This is a genomic window from Phosphitispora fastidiosa (genome assembly GCF_019008365.1).
Classification (GTDB): Bacteria; Bacillota; Thermincolia; order Thermincolales; family UBA2595; genus Phosphitispora; species Phosphitispora fastidiosa.
The window spans coordinates 48,849-70,365 of record NZ_JAHHUL010000008.1 but is presented as its reverse complement, the minus strand read 5'-3'; the positions used below and the strand labels follow the sequence as shown (position 1 = coordinate 70,365).

At 45.7% G+C, this 21,517-nt stretch carries 21 protein-coding genes; 8 read left to right on the top strand and 13 right to left on the bottom strand.

Going from position 1 to position 21,517, the window contains the following annotated elements; genetic code table 11:
- Nucleotides 1–279 precede the first annotated feature (279 nt).
- The gene (locus Ga0451573_RS09215) at nt 280–789 is read left to right on the top strand and encodes a stage V sporulation T C-terminal domain-containing protein (protein ID WP_231683618.1); all 510 of its coding nucleotides are present in this window, start codon (nt 280–282) and stop codon (nt 787–789) included.
- A gap of 137 nt (nt 790–926) precedes the next feature.
- Here the strand turns inward: Ga0451573_RS09215 and Ga0451573_RS09210 are convergent, their stop codons facing one another.
- Complete coding sequence (locus Ga0451573_RS09210; RefSeq protein ID WP_269438187.1) at nt 927–1,655, bottom strand: demethylmenaquinone methyltransferase; 729 nt, start codon at nt 1,653–1,655, stop codon at nt 927–929.
- Nucleotides 1,656–1,888: 233 nt separating this feature from the next.
- On the opposite strand from Ga0451573_RS09210, the gene Ga0451573_RS09205 reads away from it, so the two are divergent.
- Genes Ga0451573_RS09205 through Ga0451573_RS09195 form a run of 3 tightly spaced genes read left to right on the top strand, consistent with a single transcriptional unit; the run spans nt 1,889 to nt 5,351 of the window.
- Complete coding sequence (locus tag Ga0451573_RS09205; protein WP_231683616.1) at nt 1,889–3,079, top strand: spore germination protein; 1,191 nt, start codon at nt 1,889–1,891, stop codon at nt 3,077–3,079.
- A 15-nt stretch (nt 3,080–3,094) separates the two neighbouring features.
- Entirely contained in the window at nt 3,095–4,219 is a 1,125-nt protein-coding gene (locus Ga0451573_RS09200) for a GerAB/ArcD/ProY family transporter (protein ID WP_231683615.1), read from the top strand.
- The gene (locus Ga0451573_RS09195; RefSeq protein ID WP_231683614.1) at nt 4,212–5,351 is read left to right on the top strand and encodes a Ger(x)C family spore germination protein; all 1,140 of its coding nucleotides are present in this window, start codon (nt 4,212–4,214) and stop codon (nt 5,349–5,351) included. The genes Ga0451573_RS09200 and Ga0451573_RS09195 overlap by 8 nt, the downstream gene beginning before the upstream one ends.
- A gap of 254 nt (nt 5,352–5,605) precedes the next feature.
- On the opposite strand, the gene Ga0451573_RS09190 is transcribed toward Ga0451573_RS09195, so the two are convergent.
- Entirely contained in the window at nt 5,606–6,142 is a 537-nt protein-coding gene (locus Ga0451573_RS09190) for a YeeE/YedE thiosulfate transporter family protein (protein WP_231683613.1), read from the bottom strand.
- A 3-nt stretch (nt 6,143–6,145) separates the two neighbouring features.
- Entirely contained in the window at nt 6,146–6,667 is a 522-nt protein-coding gene (locus Ga0451573_RS09185; protein ID WP_231683612.1) for a YeeE/YedE thiosulfate transporter family protein, read from the bottom strand.
- A gap of 176 nt (nt 6,668–6,843) precedes the next feature.
- Here Ga0451573_RS09185 and Ga0451573_RS09180 point away from each other — a divergent pair, with 176 nt between their 5' ends.
- The 4 genes from Ga0451573_RS09180 to Ga0451573_RS09165 all read left to right on the top strand — a co-directional run bounded on the left by Ga0451573_RS09180 (nt 6,844) and on the right by Ga0451573_RS09165 (nt 11,130).
- Nucleotides 6,844–8,247: a Gfo/Idh/MocA family protein gene (locus tag Ga0451573_RS09180; RefSeq protein ID WP_231683611.1), complete on the top strand. Its 1,404-nt coding sequence runs from the start codon at nt 6,844–6,846 to the stop codon at nt 8,245–8,247.
- A 95-nt stretch (nt 8,248–8,342) separates the two neighbouring features.
- Entirely contained in the window at nt 8,343–9,692 is a 1,350-nt protein-coding gene (locus Ga0451573_RS09175) for a peptidoglycan DD-metalloendopeptidase family protein (protein ID WP_231683610.1), read from the top strand.
- Nucleotides 9,693–9,845: 153 nt separating this feature from the next.
- Nucleotides 9,846–10,553 (top strand): hypothetical protein, encoded by a 708-nt coding sequence (locus Ga0451573_RS09170; protein WP_231683609.1) that lies wholly within the window; start codon nt 9,846–9,848, stop codon nt 10,551–10,553.
- A gap of 274 nt (nt 10,554–10,827) precedes the next feature.
- Complete coding sequence (locus tag Ga0451573_RS09165) at nt 10,828–11,130, top strand: zinc-ribbon domain containing protein (RefSeq protein WP_231683608.1); 303 nt, start codon at nt 10,828–10,830, stop codon at nt 11,128–11,130.
- Between the two features lie 242 nt (nt 11,131–11,372).
- On the opposite strand, the gene Ga0451573_RS09160 is transcribed toward Ga0451573_RS09165, so the two are convergent.
- The 10 genes from Ga0451573_RS09160 to Ga0451573_RS09115 form a co-directional block, all read right to left on the bottom strand.
- Nucleotides 11,373–11,924: a GNAT family N-acetyltransferase gene (locus tag Ga0451573_RS09160; protein ID WP_231683607.1), complete on the bottom strand. Its 552-nt coding sequence runs from the start codon at nt 11,922–11,924 to the stop codon at nt 11,373–11,375.
- 73 nt (nt 11,925–11,997) lie between these two features.
- Nucleotides 11,998–12,351 carry a stage V sporulation protein AE gene (spoVAE, locus tag Ga0451573_RS09155; protein WP_231683606.1) on the bottom strand — a complete coding sequence of 118 codons (354 nt, stop codon included), beginning with the start codon at nt 12,349–12,351 and terminating at the stop codon, nt 11,998–12,000.
- Nucleotides 12,352–12,381: 30 nt separating this feature from the next.
- The gene (spoVAD, locus tag Ga0451573_RS09150; RefSeq protein WP_231683605.1) at nt 12,382–13,386 is read right to left on the bottom strand and encodes a stage V sporulation protein AD; all 1,005 of its coding nucleotides are present in this window, start codon (nt 13,384–13,386) and stop codon (nt 12,382–12,384) included.
- Nucleotides 13,386–13,865, bottom strand: a complete 480-nt coding sequence (gene spoVAC, locus Ga0451573_RS09145) for a stage V sporulation protein AC (RefSeq protein ID WP_231683599.1) — start codon at nt 13,863–13,865, stop codon at nt 13,386–13,388. Before spoVAC ends, spoVAD begins: the two co-directional genes overlap by 1 nt.
- 13 nt (nt 13,866–13,878) lie before the next feature.
- Nucleotides 13,879–14,739, bottom strand: a complete 861-nt coding sequence (locus tag Ga0451573_RS09140) for a DUF421 domain-containing protein (protein WP_231683598.1) — start codon at nt 14,737–14,739, stop codon at nt 13,879–13,881.
- Between the two features lie 13 nt (nt 14,740–14,752).
- Entirely contained in the window at nt 14,753–14,959 is a 207-nt protein-coding gene (locus Ga0451573_RS09135) for a DUF1657 domain-containing protein (protein WP_231683596.1), read from the bottom strand.
- A 234-nt stretch (nt 14,960–15,193) separates the two neighbouring features.
- Nucleotides 15,194–17,398 (bottom strand): acetyl-CoA decarbonylase/synthase complex subunit alpha/beta, encoded by a 2,205-nt coding sequence (gene acsB, locus Ga0451573_RS09130; protein WP_231683595.1) that lies wholly within the window; start codon nt 17,396–17,398, stop codon nt 15,194–15,196.
- A gap of 33 nt (nt 17,399–17,431) precedes the next feature.
- The gene (cooS, locus tag Ga0451573_RS09125) at nt 17,432–19,444 is read right to left on the bottom strand and encodes an anaerobic carbon-monoxide dehydrogenase catalytic subunit (RefSeq protein WP_231683593.1); all 2,013 of its coding nucleotides are present in this window, start codon (nt 19,442–19,444) and stop codon (nt 17,432–17,434) included.
- Nucleotides 19,445–20,013: 569 nt separating this feature from the next.
- Nucleotides 20,014–21,084: an ACR3 family arsenite efflux transporter gene (gene arsB / locus Ga0451573_RS09120; RefSeq protein ID WP_231683591.1), complete on the bottom strand. Its 1,071-nt coding sequence runs from the start codon at nt 21,082–21,084 to the stop codon at nt 20,014–20,016.
- 39 nt (nt 21,085–21,123) lie between these two features.
- Nucleotides 21,124–21,489 carry an ArsR/SmtB family transcription factor gene (locus Ga0451573_RS09115; protein WP_231683589.1) on the bottom strand — a complete coding sequence of 122 codons (366 nt, stop codon included), beginning with the start codon at nt 21,487–21,489 and terminating at the stop codon, nt 21,124–21,126.
- Nucleotides 21,490–21,517: the final 28 nt, after the last annotated feature.

Here is a 21,517-nt window from a genome sequence, read left to right as displayed (position 1 = left end):
AATTTTCTTCCCCTCTCTCACATTAACCTATGACGAATAGTTAAATATTATACCGGATTCGTCTTGAGTAATCACTGAATGAATTCTTCCACCATATGGATTTATTTCGACATTTATCTATAGTATTCGACATCAAAATCATATTTCCTGCTTTTGGTATTATTGTAAAATAGAAGTGAAAAAGCGTAAGTGTGAATTTCTTTGGTAATTTTGCCAATACAAAAAGATACATATAATCCTTACTTTTAATACAACATATATTGAGAGGAGGTTAACAACATGAGTGATATTGGTATTGTCAGAAGGATGGATGACCTCGGCAGGATGGTAATTCCCAAGGAGATCAGGAGAAACCTGAGATTTAAGAACGGTGACCCTCTGGAAATCTTCATTGACAAAAATGCCATTGTGTTTCGCAAGTATGACCCCACTCCTGACCCGCTGGGCAACCAGGCAGATAATATCTCCAAGGTTCTTGCTGAAACCCTTGGAGGTGAGGCCGTAGTCACCAGGGAAGATGTGGTGATATCCGCCCCGGGTAACAAGTCCCTGCTTAAGAAGAGTCTTTCAGAGGATATCCATGATAAAATTAAAAACGGGGAATCTTATTTCGGGCGTAAAGGTGAAGAACTTATGGAAGGATGGGATAGCAAGTCCAATTTCATCTGTACCCCGTTAAACCATGAAGGAAACATTGTCGGCTCAGTAATCCTGTTTAAGGAGAAACCAACCAATGTGGAAGAAAAAGTCATGCTGGCAATGACAGCCTTCCTGGAGAAACAGTATTGACAAGGTAATTAATCACAGAACATATGATTACAGAACAGCAAAGGGAGCAGTCCTCGGTGAACTGAAACTGATTAAACCCAGTTTCGTCAAAGAGCCGCTCCTTTTTGTTGTGGCTGTTATTACCATCCGGGACTGTGCTAATCCCGAGGCTTCCGCCCCTCAACCACTGCCACAATACCGCCGGCCAGATTTCGGTAACCTGTTTCTGTAAGCCCTGCCCGGTCAAATATCCCGGCCAGTTCCCACTGAGGCGGGAAAACCTTTGCCGAATCATGAAGATAGCCATAGGCCCCCTTATTTCCAGCCCACAGCCTACCCATGGCAGGAATTATCTTTTCAAAGCACAGCCAGTAACACTGCTTAAAGCCAAGGGCAGTGGGCTGAGCCATATCGAGTGAAACAACTTTTCCGCCGGGCCTGACAACCCGGGTCATTTCTTTAACAGTTATCAGAATGTCAGGCACATTTCTGAGCCCCCAGCCTACAGTAACACAGTCAAAACTGTTATCATCAAAAGGAAGTTCCATGGCATTCCCCTGGATAAACTCAATATTATCCCTGAGTTTAAATTCCTTTATATTCTCCCTGGCAGCTGCCAGCATGTTTTCCGAAAAGTCCAGGCCCGTTACCCTGCCCTTAGGCCCGGCAGCCCTTGCCTGTTCCATTGTAATCATCCCGGTCCCACAGCAGACATCCAGACCGTGGCCGCCGGGCTTCACTTCCGCACGCTTAACGGTATATTTCCGCCAGGATCTGTCCATCCCTGCGGTCATTAGTGTATTCATCAGGTCATAGCGCCGGGCAATCGAATTGAACATATCCCGGACAAACTTCTCCTTGTTTTCCTTTGAAGGCAAATCAGCCAATTCAGTTTCCTCCCAATATTTGCTTATTGTCAGCCAATACCTATATTTTACCCTAAAAAAGCTGTTTTGCCCAATGTAATTTCATCAAATTCGCTGTACCTTCCTGCCATCATACATAATCAAGTGTCCCTGTGAACATTATAGATTGTAGAATCAAAAATTCAATTTTTATAATTAACAGTAATTAGTTTCGACATTGATAATCTAACTCAGTAGGAAGGCGAGACCAAACAATGATCAAGTTCCTGAAGGCCCGATTCCAAAAAAAGCAGCATGACAGCCATACAGAATCCAATATTTCCTCCAGCGAACAGGATTCCTGTATCTCTGCAGACTTCCCCGAAGTGTCTTTTGTAGATGCAGTTCCCTGGGACAGCCAACAGGTATTGAAGGGCAGCAAAAAACGCTTTCACGAAAATCCGGAATATAACCTGTCCCTGCTGGCGGAGAGAATCCCAAATCCCCAGCTGGTCTGTGAAAAATTTACCATAGGTTCTCTGGCGCCAAAAAAAGTAACGGCAGTTTACCTGAAAAATCGGACAAACCCGGAGATCATAGCAGAAGTGAGAAAGCGCATCCTGGCCATCAGGGCAGAAACGGTCCTGGATTCCAGCTACATAGAACGCAACATCGAAAACTCGTCATGGAGCCCCTTTCCCCAGGTGGAAATAACCGAAAAGCCTGATATCGCCGAATCAGCCCTGCTGCAGGGCAGGGTTGTAATTATTACAGATGGCAGTCCCCAGGTCCTGCTGGCGCCGGTCACCTTTTTTGATCTTCTGGACACCCGTGACGATACATATATGAGGTGGTTTGTGGCAGCAAACTTTTTCCGGCTGGCCCGTTATGTAATGTTTATTTTTGCCGTTTCCCTGCCGGCTTTTTATATTGCCCTAACCTCTTATAACCCGGAACTAATTCCCACCAGACTGCTTTACCTGATTCTGGCCGCCCGGGAAAATAGCCCTTTCCCGGTCTATTTTGAGGCTTTCTTTTTGATGGGGATCATTGAAGCTGTACGCATGATGATGGTCAGGATGCCGTCACAGGTTGGGACAACGATTGCATTGATGTCAGGTATCACTCTGGTTATCGCAGGATTATGGTCCAATATAATAGCCGCGCCAATTGTAATTGTCGTGACTCTTACAATGGTGTCATCATTTGGGATTCCCAGTTATGACCTGAGACTGGCCGTAAGGATTCTGCAGTTTTTCACTATGGTAATGGCATCTTTTTTTGGAATTTTTGGGTTTGCGGCTGCCTCCTTCTATATTGCGATACACCTGGTGACCTTAAAGTCCTTCGGAATTCCGTATATGGCCCCGGTAGCCCCGACGGATACCGGCAGCATGGGACATACTGTGTTCAGAGAAAATACGCCTGTAATGGCTAAAGATAATACCTATAAACCGCAAGAATAATGAAGGATGATATAGATGAATGCATTTGGAGATAACTCCGGAGATGACTCCAAACACAAACTGGATCCAAGAGTATTAACTGCCGGGCTTATCGTAGGCATAATAGAATTTGAACTCTTTTCCCTGGTTGATGGGATTATCCGTATTGCCAAGCAGGATGCCTGGATTTGTATAATTTTGGGGAGCCTGATAATCAGCGCAGCGGCATACCTGCTTATCAAACTGGCAGCAAGGTTCCCCGGGGAATCCCCATTCCAGTACGGCAAAAAAATCTGGGGAAAGCCAATCGCATTTCTTTTGGGTATACTATACCTTTTATACTGGGGTGGATTCCTGGCCCTGATTTCCCAGGATGCCAGTATGGCCAACCGGGTATTTTTTCTTAAAAGCACTCCCCCGGGTATCCCCATGCTCATCCTGGCCATCGCCGCAGTATGGCTGGCAGCTTATGGCCTGACAGCCATAATCAGGTTTTTTCAGTTAAATCTGCCATTACTGATTCTGCCGCTAATCCTTGTTTTTTTAATGGCCATCAGGAATATAGACCTGCACAATTTCCAGCCTGTCCTGGCCAATGGAGTCATGCCTGTAATTAAAGGGACCCTGTATTATCTTGGGGCCATGCAGGGCTTTGAGATTATCTTATTTTTGGGTCCGTTCCTGAAGAATGTGAGAGCTGCCGTTAAACCGGCCTTGGCAGGCATTTATACCATCAGTGCCCTAAGCCTGGTACAGCTGCTTACAGTGGCAGGAGTTATGGGGACAGAAAATGTCGAGGCAGCTATTTGGCCGGGAATCAGCGCCATATCTGTGATCCAACTCCCAGGCTTTCCGGTGGAACGGTTCGAGCTGTTCCTGACAGTGCCCTGGATAATCGGTGTTTTTACTACAATATGCCTGTATACATATTTTCTGGTGTCCGGGATAACAGGGATTCTTGGCATAAAAAAAGGGCGGGGGATATCATATTTCGCCGCTGCTATCATTACCCTGGCGGCATACATGTTTCCCAGTTATGCTGCTGTCCTCCAGGTCAGGAGCTACTATAATGCGGTAACCCCAGTTTTTCTGTATCTTCTGCCCATAGCCGCATTATTAACAGCCTTTTTAAGAAAAAAAAGAGGTGACAGGAATGGGTAAAAAATTGGCATCATTAGGGCTTTTGCTGCTTTTCATGTTAATCCCTGCAGGCTGCTGGGATGTAAAGGATATCAGCAACCAGGCCTTTATAACCTCTATCGGGCTGGACGCCGTAAGTGCCCCTGATCTTAAGGGCTCCCAATATGAGGCCAAATATAAGGTAACATTTGAAATCATAAACCAGGCAAAATTAGCCGGCCCTCCCGGTGAGCCGGCAACTATAATAGAAACAGTAGAAGCGCCCAGTATTGGAAAGGCTGTTGAAGCGCTCCAGGCCAGGATATCAAAACAGCTCACCCTGTCACACCTGAGGGTACTGCTGGTGGGAGATAAACTGGCCCGGGAAAAAAACTTTATGGACCCGGCAAGCTTTTTTGAGAAAAGCGCCGAAGTGGAGCTCCGTATCCAACTAATGTTCGTTCAGGATAAAGAGGCCCGTGATGTACTTAAAATTAAACCCCGGCTGGGAAAATTCATGTCAGATGAACTGGTTGCCCTCACAGAGATTGAGACTAATACCTCACTGGCACACGAAAACCCTTTTAATGGCTTCCTGCTGGATTTGAGGAATACCGGCGGCCGGGCTCTGGGAAGCAGGGTTATAGTCCATAAAGACAGGCAAATTCTGATTCGCAATGGAAGCGCCATTTTTGACAACTGGAAACTGGCAGGCTGGCTTGGGTGTGTAGAGACACAGGATGCCAACTGGGTAACCCAAGAAGCGCCGGCTGTGGTTCAGGGCCAAGCAGAGGATTTATTTTTCACCTGCCAAACAGAAAAGGTGAAAACTGAGATTGTGCCTGAAATCAAACAAGGTAAACCGGCTTTCAGGCTTAATATTGAGATGACAGGGACAGTCCTGGAAGAACAGGGGAAATTCATGGACCTGACACGTCCTGAAAATATGGAAAAGATTACACAGACAATTTCAGAAGTGGTTAAACAAAGCGCTGCCAGAGCGATATCCAAATCTCAGAAGGAACTGGGTATTGATTACCTGGGTTTGGGACAGGCGCTGAAAAGACGTTATCCCAGGGAATATGAGAAAATGAACTGGGAAAAGGTTTACCCTGGTGTACCAGTGGAGATTAACGTAAAATGTACTTTTGGCAGGTCAGGACTGGCAAGGTAGGCGGAAGTGGAAAAGGTATCACAATTAAATGGCCACCCTGTATTTTCAACCATAAATGAACGAAATGACCGGTAAATTCCGTCGGGATGGCTACAACTCAGCCGGCTAGCCACTCGCGCAAAGCGCTCGTGGGCCGGCTGACGTCAGCCTCATCCCTCCGGAACATACCGGCCATTTCTCTAATAATGGTCTAAAACTATGAAGATGGCCTATTTAATTATGAAGATGGCCCATTCAATTGTGCTATATCATACTTACCTTGTTAACTTATTTATCAGGAGGATGGAACCTCCGAACACAGCTACCAGCACTATCACTCCTACACCATAGCTGACTCCCAGGAGGCTGTGTACAGTCATATTGCCCAGGTTAACGGGTGCAATAAACATCTTATCCATTGCCGGGTATATCTGTGCATAAACCGCTGTTCCCAGCAATCCCCCCAGTATACCGTACCAAGAGTCCTTTTTACCTTCACCGAAGGATACCAGTACGGTTCCCGGGCAGGCTCCCAGCAGGGCAAAACCCACTCCGAAAATGAGTCCTCCGGCTACTAGTCTGAGTATCTGGGCCGGCGCAATATAGATGACACCATCCATCAGAAATATCCCTACTGAAGCAACCATAACAGCAGTCATCATAAACTTAAGCAGACCGAAATCCTTCAGGCGAAGCATGTTAAGGATATTATCATAACGGGATGCCCCATACTTAAAAATAACAAAACCAAAAGCAATACCGGTAATAAGTCCAAGAAACAATACACTAAAAGGACTACCCACTAATTCCATTATTTAGTCCCTCCCTTTGAAAAGAAGTTTAGCGGTTACAATTCCGGAAGCAAACATTGCTCCGGCAAAAATCAGCGCCGCTATCGCCAACTGACTGCCCCCGCTGATGAACAGGCCGCTGGTGCAGCCGCCGGCGAGACGGGAACCGAATAACAGCAGAAAGCCTCCAATAAATGAAACCACAAACCTCTTGGCAGTACTGCTGCCAAAGACCTCTGCCCACATTTCCGGCACATCCTCACCCTTACGCTTCACAAACAAGAATCGTCCGATGACCCCGGAAAGCAACATCCCGATAACAAATAGGGTCTGCCATTCGGCAACAGGTGCGGCTTCCTTGAAGTAATGAACAGTGCTGGTAACATATTCCGGGGAAAAGAACCGGAGAATATGCCCCGTTATACGTTCATAAGTAGTAGCTGTCCCCACAGGATGGCCGGTGAAAAAGGAGAAAACCACCACTAATCCCAGCAGCGCCCCTCCAATGTACCAATCCCGGTCACTTTTTGCGTTTTTTCCATTCATGCTGATTTACCCCTTTCCATACCCCTTACAGGTATTAGTATGATAAATTGTATTATACCCCGGTGGGGTATTTTTGTCAACAACATTTTGGTGGGAAGCAGACAACTGCTTATGGCGGTTATCTTAAGGTGAAGCAGTAAAAAATAAGAACAAATATTTTGGGAGGTCTGTTCAAAATGAGCATACATAGAGAACCCCCTGTAACAGCTGTATTAACAGGCGCCGGGCTGCGCGGTCGTGAAGCATATGGCGAATACGCCCTGAAAAACCCTGGAAAATTGAAGTTTCTGGCAGTTGCTGACCCTGATTTCGAAAGACGCCGGGCATTTCAGCTAGACCACAATATCGCGGACAACCTGGCCTTTGAATCCTGGGAGACCCTGTTTTCTCCTGGAAATGGCAGGCTTGCTGATGCTGCCTTTATCTGTACCCAGGATAACTTGCATTACCACCCTGCTCTGGCTGCATTAAACAGCGGCTATCACCTGGTACTCGAGAAGCCGGTTTCACCCAACCTGGAAGAATGCCGCGCCATAGCAGCGTTGGCAGAAAAAGAACACCGCAAAATCCAAGTCTGCCATGTACTGCGCTTTACGGCCTTCTGGCGTAAAATCAAGGAACTGGTAGACTCAGGCCGGATTGGCCGGGTAATTCATTATGACCACTCAGAGAACGTTTCTTACTGGCATTTCGGTCATTCCTACGTACGGGGCAATTACAGAAATGAGGCCTCCTCTTCCCCGGTTATACTGGCCAAATCCTGTCATGACCTGGACCTGATGTACTGGGTTATTGGCGCTAAACCCCTTTCCGTCCAGTCAATGGGAGACCTGACCCATTACCGTCCCGAAAATGCCCCTGCAGGGGCTCCGGAAAGATGTACCGACGGGTGTCCCGAAGCTGAAACCTGCCCCTGGTATGCACCCCGCACCTACCTGACGGGAGAACCTCTGCTGCGCATAGGGCTGCACGCCCCATCAAGGACGACACGCTTTTTAGCGCATTTCGCCCTTAACCACAGAAGGGCTCTCAGCCTGCTCAGCCATTTTAATAAAGGCCTCCGGAGCATTTTAAACTGGAACAGGTTTCCGGCTACCGTTATTACCACAGATCTCTCCCCCGCCGGAAAAATGAAGGCCCTCAAAGAAGGACCCTATGGGAAGTGTATCTTTAAAGCCGTCAATGATGTTCTGGACCACCAGATAACCACTTACAGGTTTCCCGGGGGCGTAACAGGAACCCTTACCCTGCATGGGGTTTCGGAATTGGAGGGAAGAGAAATCCGTATCTTTGGCACTAAAGGTACTATCCGTGGTTATTTCCGCTACAACGGTGAACAGATAACAGTAACAGACTTTCGTTATTCTAAGACAAATATAGTCCACAGGGCTGGACTGTCTATGGGAGGCCACGGCGGCGGCGACTTTGGCCTGATGGATTCATTTGTGAAGGTAATGAGAGGCGAAATAAACCCTCATGAAGCGGGAACCGATATCGATAATGCTCTGGAAGCCCACTATATGGCCTTCGCAGCTGAAGCTGCCCGTACCGCGCAGAGGGAAATGCAGCTGGCAGATTAATTGGTACAAATAACCATATAAAATTGGCAGGATTAGAGATATTTACCGTTGAAGTAATAGTTTGTCGAAAATTGTCAAAGGGGGATGGAACTCAAGTGGTTAATAAATTAATTCACAGCAAGAGGGCTGTTTTTATAGGCATAGTTTTAGCCTTGTTAATTTCATTTTCATGGTACCAAAAAGCAGTTGAAGCCTATAATGTGGTCATTGACGGTAAAATTGTGGCACAGGTGAAGGATAAAGAGGATTTCCTGAACGCCGTGGCGGCATTTCAGGAAAATGCCGGAAAAGAACTGGGCCATTCAGTAAAAAACCTGAGTGATATTGAACTTCAGAAAGCCCGCCTTAACCCAGAACTCCTGGAAACAGATGTCAAAATATTAGCCCAGGATGTAAATCTGGCCATTGATGGTTACAGGTTTTTGATTGACGGTAAACAGTTATTTGCCGTCTATGATAAATCAGTTTTGGAAAAACTCCTGGAAGAATATAAAAATGAATTTATCAAGGGTGTTGATAAAAATGCCACTATCAAAAGTATTGAATTTAAACAAAAAATAGAAATAAAAAAAGACCTGATTGAGCTGACAGATCTTGTTGACGGTAAGAGAGCCGGGGAACTGCTAAACGAAAAAGAGCAGGAAGCAGCTGTAATTGAGGTAAAAGATGGTGAAAATCCCTGGACTATAGCACGTAATCACGATATCGCAGTTGCAGATCTGGAAAAAATGAATCCCCAGATGGATATGGAAAAAATATTTCCCGGAGACAGGATAGTTGTCAGCCCGTTTAAGTCCCGGCTTGATGTTATCATTAACCTGGAAAATTCCGTTCTGGAATCAATGCCTTTTAAGACCGAAACTGTGAAGGATAATCAGATGTACAGCAACCAGAAAAAACTAGTTGCACCCGGAGTCCTGGGAGAAAAGAAAGTAACTTACAATATTGTCCTGGAGAACGGCCTACAGGTGTCCATGAACCCAGCAAAGACCGAAATAATCAAAGAACCGGTCGACCGTGTGGTCAGGATAGGCATCAAAACAACAGTATCCCGCGGTGGTTCCCGTAATTTCGGTGTTGTATCAGGCAAAAGAGTATCCAGCAATTTTGGCTGGCGAACCCACCCTATATCAGGCAAAAAAACCTTTCATGACGGTGTTGATATTGCCGCAAGTCATGGAACCGGTATCTATGCCTATTCGGCAGGAACAGTATCTTTCGCCGGATGGAACGGAGGCTATGGCAAGGTAGTCTATATTGACCATGGAAACGGATTACAGACCCGCTATGCTCACATGTCGGCCATTTCCGTAAGAGTTGGTGAACGAGTTTCTGCAGGAGAAAAGATAGGAGCTGTAGGCTCCACTGGATACAGTACGGGCGCTCACCTACATTTTGAGGTTCTGAAAAACGGGTCTCTGAAAAATCCTTTTGATTACATATAGATTTTGCACACTTCGGCATGATTGTCTCCTGTGATTCCAGGTTCGATTCCTTTCCATAATATTTGTATCTTTTTACTGTCAATTTTCACTGCAGCTTGAAAGCACATGTAGTGTAAAATTAAAGCAAAAGACAAATATTCGGAGGGAAGAACCGTGAAGGACCCGGAAGTAAAAAAACTCGTGAGTGCGACCAGCTATGAACTGATCAATTTTGTGTACAACTACTTAAAGGAATGCGGCTGGAAGTCTACATTTAATTATTCCAGGCGAGCCCCCACACAATTCATGGCCAAAACATTGGAAATTCCCAAAGGAAGCGTTTCCGGCTTTATAAAATATGTTGATTACTGTTATCTGCTTTCCAAAAACTTTACCGAAAAAGACGAGGCCGCCAGGTACAGTGAAAATCATGGGACAAGTATTTATTTTTCGGTGGTCCTCTATTGGCTTCTTGTTTATTTTGGCGTCCTCAGTGAAAAGAAGCTGCAGTTATGCCAGGGTTATTTTCGCTACAAAACGCGCGCAGACAAGGTTCCTGAACCCAGATACCGGGTGGGCCTCCATGCCTGGCTGAGCTATAATGATGCGGTTATGGATGTCACCATCTGGCAGCAGGGAGAGCTTTTTGACTTTGAGAGACGCGGCTTTACCATTCCTGTGATAACTGGAAATATTCCCGAAGGTATGAAGCTTATCGGATTTGAAGAAGACCGGACCCTGGCCAAAGAATATGCCCGAAAATTTGCCAGGGATTCAGAGCTCACCTTCTGTGAATGGGTTAATTACCACGGGCAGCAGGCAGACCTGCTTTATAATGCCCGCAAACTGGAGCAGGAGCCAGACCATTTTGCAGCAGGGTGAGCTGGCTGTAATTTTTTTCCTGTTACGATAATGAATAAATTGCGCAAAGATTGGGTATTCTGCATTGGAACTGATTTTCCTTCAGCGAACAGGCTGATGGTGGTCGACAATAATACTTTACTTTTGGTTTGACAGGTGCTAAAATTAATTTAAAGCTCAAGTTAACAGGTTTAGTGAGATTCATTTTTCCCTTCTCAGCTGCCTTGAATGGGTGAAGGAGAAAGAGAGTGTATCCCTATTCCATTCTGGGCCAAAATTATGAGGAGGATTCAATATGTTTGAAGACAAGAACCTAACCTGTAAGGACTGCGGAGCTGAATTCGTTTTTTCAGCCTCAGAGCAAGAATTTTATGCTGAAAAAGGATTTGCCAATGAACCAGGACGCTGCCCAACATGCAGAGCAGCACGTAAGCAGCAAAACCGTGGCGGCGGCTTCGGTCGTGGCTCCCGCCCCCAAAGGGAAATGCATGAAACCACATGTTCCGCCTGTGGCGTGACTACTCAGGTACCGTTTCGCCCAAGCGGTGACCGCCCGGTTTATTGCAGCGACTGTTTCAGCAAAAACAGAGGATACTAATTTACAAAAAACAATGGAGTACCCCATTATTGTGGGGTACTCTTTTTTGTTTTAACCTATGAAAGTAGGGGGAGGGCCGGAAAATATCTGCCCCTTCCTAATTCATGGGCTTAAAATGCAATGCCCCAAATTAATTCGTAAGGCACTCCATTATTTTGTTTTGGCAAATATTAGCCTAATAGTGTGCAATTTTTCACATACTCAGCAATTTTTTGCATGTAACTATTTTCACATTTATGTCGCTAATGAATAATATCTGAATTAATTTCTTTTAAGATATTTTTCATCAGGCCCAAAGAATATCGCTGGTCTATCCTGTAAGGATGATAGAGCATTCTAATTTGGTTAACCTCGGGATCTTTCATAAAAAAACCGAGGTCCAGAGGAATACTTCCCTGTCTCAGAAAGAACCTCTTCCTCTCCAGGAAATTGGCTTCATCCTGGCACATTTCCAGGACATGGCCAATACACTCGGGGTGTTTTTCTCTTAACATTTCAATCATATTCCAATAAAGTTCCGCTCCAATGCCCTGATTACGGAACTCGTCCATAACCACCAAGGCTTCCAGGAATCCTACCTTGTTTTGAGGGTAGTAGCAAAAAATGATAAACCCGGCCATCTCTCCAAGGCATTCGGCATAAATGACATGTGACTCCAGCTTTTGTTCCTCACCAGCCAGCAGCCTGCCTACCAGAGATTCCATATCCTTGCCGGAGTAATGAAAAACATCCCTGCAGTACTCCGCCAGTGCCATCAGCGAATCCCTGTTGTGAATTTCGTGAATCTTTAACATACTGCTCCCCCCAAGAACTGTGTTGGCATTATATTAATTATATATGCAATATCTGTGCCAACTTGCAGGGGATTCACCCTTTAGGTTTAAATAATAATGAACCCATGAACCCAAAAATAATGGCTGCCGAAACACCCGCACTGGTCACCTCAAATATTCCGGTAAGTACTCCAATGACACCGGTGCTTTCAGCTTCCATTAAAGCTCCCTTGACCAGTGAATTACCAAAACTACTGATAGGAACAGTTGCCCCTGCACCGGCAAATTTTATCAGCGGCTCATATAGTCCCAGCCCGCCCAATACCGCACCGGCTACTACCAGAGTGCTCATGGTATGTGCCGGCGTCAGCTTGAGAACATCAAACATCAATTGACCGATGACACATATACCGCCACCGATGATAAAAGCCCAAATAAACTTTTCCACACTTGGTCACTCCTTCTGCGTGTAATCCCCTCACTGTATTTCAATAGAGACAGCATGGGCAATACCGGGTATAGTCTCTTTTTGCTGATAGGACAGCGGTGATAATAAGGCGCCTGTAGCAACAACCAGAATTCTTCCTAATTCACCTTTCCGCATCCGCTTCAGTAAATGCCCGTAGGTAACTGTTGCCGAACAGGCACAACCGCTCCCCCCTGCCAGTACAGGCTGGCCTTCTTTATATATCAGGATACCGCAGTCGGTAAAAATTTCCGGCGGGATATTGATTTCATGCTTGTTTAAAAGGTCGCCCGCTATTTTATGTCCTACACGGCCTAAATCTCCCGTTGCAATCAAGTCATAATACTCCGGTTCCCTTTTCAAATCCCTGAGATGGGCCTGAAGGGTATCAACTGCCGCCGGGGCCATGGCAGTACCCATGTTAAAAGGGTCTGAGATTCCCATATCTATTACTCTGCCAATAGTGGCCGAAGTTACCCGGGGTCCCTCTCCCTCCCTGGAAACCACAGCCGCTCCTGCTCCGGTTACTGTCCATTGTGCTGTGGGAGGCTTCTGTCCGCCGTATTCAGTAGGATACCGGAACTGTTTTTCCGCTGCTACGTTATGGCTTGATGCCGCTGCCAAAGCATTATCTGCCGCCCCGGTATGGACCAGCAAGGAGGCCAGAGCGAGTCCCAGCATGGCAGTGGAACAGGCGCCGAATATTCCCACATACGGCATCCCCAGCGTGCGTGCTGCGAAGCTGCTGGAAATAATCTGGTCCATTAAATCCCCGCTAAGGAGAAACTGAATATCTTCTTTCTTCATTCCTGCCTTATCAATGGCTTTTTCACAGGCCTGTTCCAGCAGTTTTTTCTCAGCTTTTTCAAAACTGTCCTGTCCCAGCCATACATCTTCATGGAGAATATCAAAATCAGCAGCTAAAGCCCCTTTTGCCTCAAACGGGCCGCCAACAGCTGCCGAGGAACGGATTACCGGCTTAGAGTCAAATACCCAGGTTTGATGGCCTGTGAGCATTATATCCCCCCCAGCGCCTGGATGGTTATTTTGATGAGAGCAACGAGAAAAGCTGAGAATACTCCATAAGCGATAACAGAACCGGCCAGCTTGAACATATTTCCGCCAACACCCAGGACATATCCCTCAGTACGGTGTTCAATCGCTGCAGAGGCTACAGTGTTGGCAAACCCGGTTACCGGAACAGCAGTTCCGGCTCCAGCCCACTGGGCAATATGGTCATATACTCCCAGACCGGTTAATAAAACCGAGAGCATTATCAATACTGACACTGTGGGATTACCTGCAGTAACCTCTGTAAATCCGAAATACGTCATAAACAGCCATTGCAGCCCCTGGCCGATAGTGCAAATAATTCCCCCCGCGATGAATGCCCTGACACAGTTTAAAAGCACCGGGCGGTTGGGTACCCTGACCTTGGCAAACTCCTTATATTCCTGCTGTGTAAGACTAAGTTTTTTTGTTTTTATATTAGACATTTTCCAAACCACCTCATCTTAAAAGGAATGGTTCCAATTTCTCCATTAAATGCTTTAACTTTTTAGCGTTTTTCAGGTACATTTCCTTTGCCCGATCATCTTTTGTATCCAGAGCAAAGCTTAAGAGATCAGCGTGAGTTTTGTCAAGGTTGGCAAAAAGCAGTTCCTTCACTTTTGGCTGCGGGATCTGTATAGCATCATCAAAAAGATCCACATAAAGCTCTCCTGAGCCATCCACCTGACCAATAAAAACATTGTCCTGGGATACCCCCAGACTGTTTAGCTGAACCTTGAGCCAATCCCGGTTCAAACCCAGATTAGAAAGCGGCTCATTGAGGATGTTGCCGTCAAGGATGACTGTCTGGGGCTCTGGCTGTGGAGATACCTGTTTACCTAAATCATGTGGGGTTACCGGCTTTTTTTCTGATTTCAGGAGCACATTGATATCCCCTGTTGTTTCCATTACAGCAAATTCTACATCTGCCAGGTTAAATACGTTTTTGGAGCGCAGGTCCCTTAAGAGCTCTTCACCTGTATATCTCACCTGGAGCAGATTTTCTTCCATAACCTTACCGTCTTTCATCAGTATTGTAGCCTTGCCGTTAACCAAGTCCTGGACCCATTTGCTCTTCAGAGCCAGGTAATCCATGGCTATGGATAGAATGACCCAAACGCCCAAGGCGGTTAACCCTAATGCTATATCTCTGATAACATTAAGGGAAATCAGGGCTGAGATTATGGCAATAACCATGTAATTAACAAAATTAAAGGGGTTCATTCGTGACGGCTGTCTTTTCCCCATTACCCTTAACAGAAAAAGGGCTAAAAAAAATAAACCTCCTGACCTCAGTAATATCTCTATCCATTCAATCATCGGCACCGCCCTCTCACAATCCTCCGTATTCCGGCTCTTCAAATTCCAGGGTCTTTAATCTTTTCCCCAGGTCATTGGCAGCTTCACTGACAACCAAAGACCCTTCCTTATAAATAAATGCTGCCTCTTCATTCTGGCATTGAGCAGCATAAATTTCCAGGGTGCTTTTTATCCCGTCCAGAGTCGCTATAGTCTGTTTTACCTTTGCAGCAACAGTCATGTTTATCCCCCATTGATTAAACTTTTAGTGCAGCAGAAAAGCTTATCACATCTAAAGTCTGCTTTTAGAATACCCCCAATTTTTCAGAGTATGTAATCAACGGCATGACTGCATAAAAAAAAGGCTACCGGATGCCAACCGGTAGCTTAAGGAGGTTAAAAACAATTTAAATCACATTTAATCATTACTTAAATGATGATTTAAATCATTATTTTAATCATCATGAACACTAACTTACATCAATGGATCCATTGCCAGCGCAGGGTGTCCCTTTTCTTCCAGGAATGGAAGAATCTCTTCACCGGATACACCAACACTCTCATCGGCAATCTTATCTACGAAATCACTGCCGAGTCCGTCCTCTTCTGCTCTCTCTGTGAGAATTTCACGGAGAGATTCCTTAAGGGCTTTCGGCATCCATACAAGACGGCCTAAACCACCGTCTGCCTTGATGAATTTCCGGGAACCAAAGTATGCTTTACCAATTCCCATGAATCCTGGCATCTGAGCGCCACCGCCGCAGGTACCGGCCAAGGTGGAGAAGTTCATCCCACAAGGGGTCATCCCTGAGTGTTCCCGGTTAACCACCATGAAACCATTAGCTTCCGGAACCATTGTCATGATAACCTCAAAACATCCGCAGGAAGTCATCGGGTTATCCATAATGGTGTAGAAGTTAACCGCCTCAACGGTTCTCTGGGAGTTCTGATAAATAAACTCATTAAAGGCCTTCCACTGACCATTAACCTCATCAAGGCATTCACCCTTAAGTATGGGTACGTTAGCGCCGTGGGGGTTAATCTCATATGCGGCCTTGGCATCAAGCCAGGATACGGCGCCACACAGACCTACCCGCTCAGGAGCAACCACACATACGTGAGTCGGAGCAAATGACTGGCACAGAGTACAGGAATAGAATTCTTCAACACCCTCATCAGTCAACTCGCGGAGACGGGCATCACGTGCATTGTACTTCTCACGGGCGAACTCACGACGCTTGATTACTTCTTCTTCATCTGTGATCAGGTCTATTTGAACCCGGTCAACAATTGCCGGGAATTCAGCCTTAAACTTGGCATAAAGCAGTCTTCCCAGGTGTTCCATTCGGAAACCCTTGCCCACTGCGTCCTTGGTGAACCGCAGCCAGTTCAAATCCCGCTGGGCAACGTGCCAGATACCTTCACCATAGTTGGTGAAATAATGCACCCGGCGCTCGAGAACAGGCTCAAAGTCAGCCTGCATCTTGCGTCCGTAAACCCTGACATGGATTCCGAGGGGCAGCATGCCGCCATCTTCACCCAGTGTGTCAATATCAGGACCAATCAGCGTAATCTTGCCGTCTTCGATATCATCTCCAACCATTTCAACCAATTCGAAACCTGGAGTACGACCGCCGCCAAACTCGCAGTACATGTCTCCCTTACGGACAGTCTCACCCTCAAAGGCAGGACCATGGTTGATGGGAATGTCGATATCAATGTTGGTGAGTTTTACACCTCTGACTTCAAGAGCAACCTGGATAATCTTATCATAATCAGGTTCTGATATGAACCAATCGGGAATCTCCTCATCTTCGGCTAACACCTGATCTGTGATAACCGGGAAGCCGGTATAAATTGCGCCGGCACAGGCAGCATCCTTAACAAAGTCCTGCTCACCCAGATAGAGAATGAAGGCGAGAACACGACGCCGCTGATAATCTCTCTGGGCTTCGAGCATACCAGGCTTGATGCCGCCGAACATCATCCCGGCCCGAAGAGCATAGTTGGCAGCATGGACAACCTGGGTAAAGTTGCCCAGCGGGTAAGCAATATAATCCAGACCCAGCTTAACATTCTCTTCAAGTAATTGTTCGATAATTTCGTCACTGAGGAAAATCATCATACCTTTACTCATCAGGTCAGCAACAATTTTGGCTGCCAGTTTGCTGTCTTTCGCCCGGCCAACGATAACAGCTTCTCCGGGGATAGTCCAGTCAACCATCTTAATACCAAAGGAACGGACAACCGGGTCACCGATAAATCCGGTCCACGGTTCAGGAAATCTCAAATTAGTTTCATCATACCCGATGTATTGAATTGCCTCAATGATTTCGGCTGCATACCATGTTGACATACCGTTTAAACGGTATTGTTCAAAGGTCAAGGCCTCTGAAATCTGATTACGCATCCTATTTAGGATAGGTATCAATTCACCCAGAGTGGTAACCTTTTCACCGCTCCAGCAGCGGATTACCGGAAGGAAATAAGCAGTATTGGGATAACCTATTTTTTTATCCCTTCCCTGAGTACGAATCGCCCTGGTTAAAAGAATTTCTGCATAGCTAACCGCAGTAATGGCGCCTTTATATGCCCTTCTGAACATTTTAACGGGTTCTTTGCCTTCCATAGCTTTTTCAGCATCTGCATATATCTGATCAAAGTTGAGTTCCTCTGACATTCTTTTTCCTCCTTTCGAATTGGGAAATCAGAATTAATAATTCTGGCACAGTTTAGTTTCGAATTTTTCAGCAGTCTTCTTATGAACCCCTAATTTCCAGGTTCTGTATTCAAGAGCATTCAATATCTTTTGTGCTGCAAGCTTGGGGTCCATTTCAAAAATGAAGTATCCGCCATAGACATCACTGGCAATCTGGGTAGTAATGCTGTAGAACAGATCACTACCTTCAACAGGAGGCATTGTGCCGACATGAACGGGCGCTCCTAAAGTCACATAATGGGTCCCGATAGAAACAGCTTTACCACTCATGGCTTCAGGAGCCGATGCTACAAACGGTACTTTAGGAGTATCTACACCCATATAGTTAGCCATATCCATAAAGAGGTCAGAGCAACGTGTATTATCTACACAGGAACCCATGTGGAATGTTGCAGGCAATTCAATACCGGACTTCTCTTCCAGTGTATCCAGGAAGGCATTTAGGCCGTCTCCGCAGAGTCCTTTCCTGTTGGCAGGATTCATAATGCCAAACTTGGCCATATCCTGAGCGGAGCATCCGGTAGCTATAATAAAGACGTCATTTTTCAGGAGTTCTTTGGTAATGGTAATGTGGGCCTCATTTTGTATTGTCTTCAGGTTTTCACAGCCGCATAACAAGGCGACACCTTTAATTTGTCCTGCTTCGATAGCATCAACAAGAACGCCGACAGGTTTGTCTGCATTTACTTTGCCCAAGATATCATACATAGCTTCCAGACTAAAGCCGGCTACAACTTTCTCTTTATACTGCGGAATTTTAACAGCCTTGTCTTTACGCTCTTTATATGAATCAATTGCAATCCTTACTATATCCTGAGCATCATTCATGGCTGTTTCTACATTAAAGGGAACATGCATGGAGCCGGGAAGCTTAACAATATCCTGAGTAGATATAATCTTAGTATGGAAGCACTTGGCTACCTGTACAATTCCGGGCATAATGCACTGCACGTCAACAACCATAGCATCAACAGCGCCGGTTGTAATAGCGAGTTCCTGGGATGAGAAAGATGTACAAATTGGCACACCCTGTCTCATAAGTACTTCGTTTCCTGTACAGCAGATACCGGATAACTGGATTCCGGCAGCGCCCGCTTCTTTTGCTTCTCCGTCTAATTCTCTGGCAGCGGCAACAATCATTTCACTTAAAATGGGGTTATGTCCGTGAAGAATTATATTTACATGGTCTGCCTTCATTACACCCATGTTAGCTTCTGAAACAACAGGCTCCGGAACTCCGAAGATAACATCCGACAGGTCGGTCGCAATCTTCATGCCGGTAACATCCGCCAATGCGGCCCGGAGAGCGCTGAAGGTAATGTTGACAGGGTCATTATCCTGTCCAACATGTGCTTGTGCAAGAAGGTCTGCCATAGCTGACTGGATTCCATTTGGCATAATGTTGCAAGCCCGGTACTTTTCCCTGCGGCCTTCAGTGACCATCGAAGTTGTCCAGGTACATTCGCCCATACCAGGCAGAAGTTCAAAGTCTTTTAAGGCTAGTTCTGCCACTTCTTTAGCAAGCTCAAGATCGGACTTGCCTTCAGCTTCAATACCTACATTGGCAGCAACACTTTTCAGTTTTTCAGGGCTGGTAATTTTATAATCAGGAGCTTTCCCTTCTGAGAGTTCTAACAGGGAATGGGCAATATGCCGGCCATGTTCACAGTGGGCAGCACATCCTGTTAACAGCATTGTACCTGTGCTTCTGGCGGCAATAGTCCAGGCATCGGCACCGCAAATACCTTTGCTCTTAGGTCCGGTATCGGCAGTAAGCCGGCAGGGACCCATCATGCAAAATCTGCAGCAAATCCCTTTGTAACCAAACTGGCATTGGGGCTGCTGCGCTAAAAACCGGTCAAAAGTAGTCTGGATGCCCTCTTCCTGAGCCTTGTCAATCATCTCCAAAGCAGCTGGGTCGATAGAACGTTTAACATTTTTGGGGTCAACAACTCTCGGGAAATCTGACGGTTTGCAGGTGTGGTTTGGGTCTTTAAATCTTGGCATTAACTTAACCCTCCTTAAAATAGTGTATTTCTAATTAGTTCTCTTGGAATTCACAACCAGGTCTCCATTTTCTAAAAGCAATATCACTTCTCTCCCCCGGACATTTATTCAAATGTCCTCAATTTCACCACCTCCTGCAGTAATTTTGGTGAACGTTTATATATTTGAATACCTGGTTTTGGGCTATCGGTTTTTCGGGTAAATGGTTAGAAATAAAGCAAGAAAGCATAGAAAGGATTTGTTTCGGGCATAAGCCCACTTACTATAATAACCCAAATTTAGGTTTTAGTCAAATGCCCATAACCATTTTATGAGAAAATAATTAGCAGATATATCAATATTAAAATAACTCAGTCTCACGCATAATTATCACGCATAATTATGTTAAAGGCTTAGCTGGCACCGGCGTAAAAGCAGGTACAGCTAAGCCTTTTAAGCTTACATCGCAAAACAGTTCCATTCTTAACATAAACCGGTTTAAAGTAACCATCCTTTTCTCTCCCGAATATACTGTTTACAGTCATATAATAATAAGGAGGTTATATATGGAACCTGTATGGTTTGAGGGGTTACCCCCGGGTTCGGATAACTTCACCCTCTCTGGTGAAGTATTTTCTTCCCCAGGCAAGGGCCACATTAACCAGGGCTATCATCACCGGCACTTCAATCAGGGGGCCGATTACCGCGGCAAAGGCTTGCCCTGATTCAATACCAAATACCGCTACGGCAACGGCTATTGCCAGCTCGAAGTTGTTGCTGGCCGCAGTGAAGGACAGGCTGGTTGTTTGGCCATAGTTGACCCCCATCCTATTGCTAAGGAAAAAAGAGACAGTAAACATGAGCACGAAATAAATCAGCAGCGGGATGGCAATACGCACCACATCCAACGGCAGCTGTACGATTAACTGCCCTTTATAGGAAAACATTACCACAATAGTAAAGAGCAGTGCAATCAGGGCCAGGGGACTGATCTTGGGCACAAAGGTTTTTTCATACCATTCCTTCCCCTTGGCCGGTTCCAGAAACAGCCTGGTCAGCATGCCGGCAGCAAAGGGAATCCCCAGGTAAATGACAACACTCTTAGCTACCTCACCCATGGTTATATCTACTTCCATTCCCTTAAGCCCCAGCCATTCCGGCAGCACCGTAATAAAAATATAGGCATACACCGAGTAGAAAATTACCTGGAATATTGAGTTAAACGCCACTAGAGCAGCGGCATATTCAGTATCACCTTTCGCCAGGGAGTTCCACACAATAACCATAGCGATACACCTGGCCAGTCCGATTAAAATGAGACCAACCATATATTCAGGGTAATCCTGTAAAAACACTACGGCTAACACAAACATCAGGATAGGCCCGATAATCCAGTTTTGTACCAGTGATAATCCCAGCACCCTGGTATTTCGGAAAACCTTGCCCAGTTCCCGGTAATTCACTTTAGCCAGGGGCGGGTACATCATGATAATCAGACCTACAGCAATGGGTATGGAAGTGGTCCCCACAGATAACCTGTCTAAAAGATCAGCTACCCCGGGGAAAATGTACCCAATACCCACCCCAACAGCCATTGCCAGGAAGATCCAGAGAGTCAGCAGTCTGTCCAGCACAGACAATCTTGCCTCTTTTTGCGCCATACCAGTTTACCTCCTTAATATTATTTTCTGTTAGTCTAACTATCGGTTTTTCGCAGTTAATTTTTCACAAACAGCCGGGTCAGTTCTTACCTGGGAACGAGGCAGATTTTCCAGTTTCTTTCGGATAGGTTCCGCATAACACCGGATTGTTTCCACCTTCTCATCCTGAAAGATCTCCTGAAAAACACTGCCATTCAAAGAATAGTATATCCATTTCCCCTCTTTGCTGTCTTTTACCAGCCCAGCCTGCCTGAGGATTTTGAGGTGATGGGAGACTGCCGGCTGAGATATATCAAGTTTATCAAAGATTTCACAAACACACATCTCCTGTTCTGACAGCATATTTAATATTGTTAATCTGATTTCATCTCCTAAAGCCTTATAGAATTCTGCAATTTTTTTCATTTATTACTCCCTTCCGTGTAACGTTTAA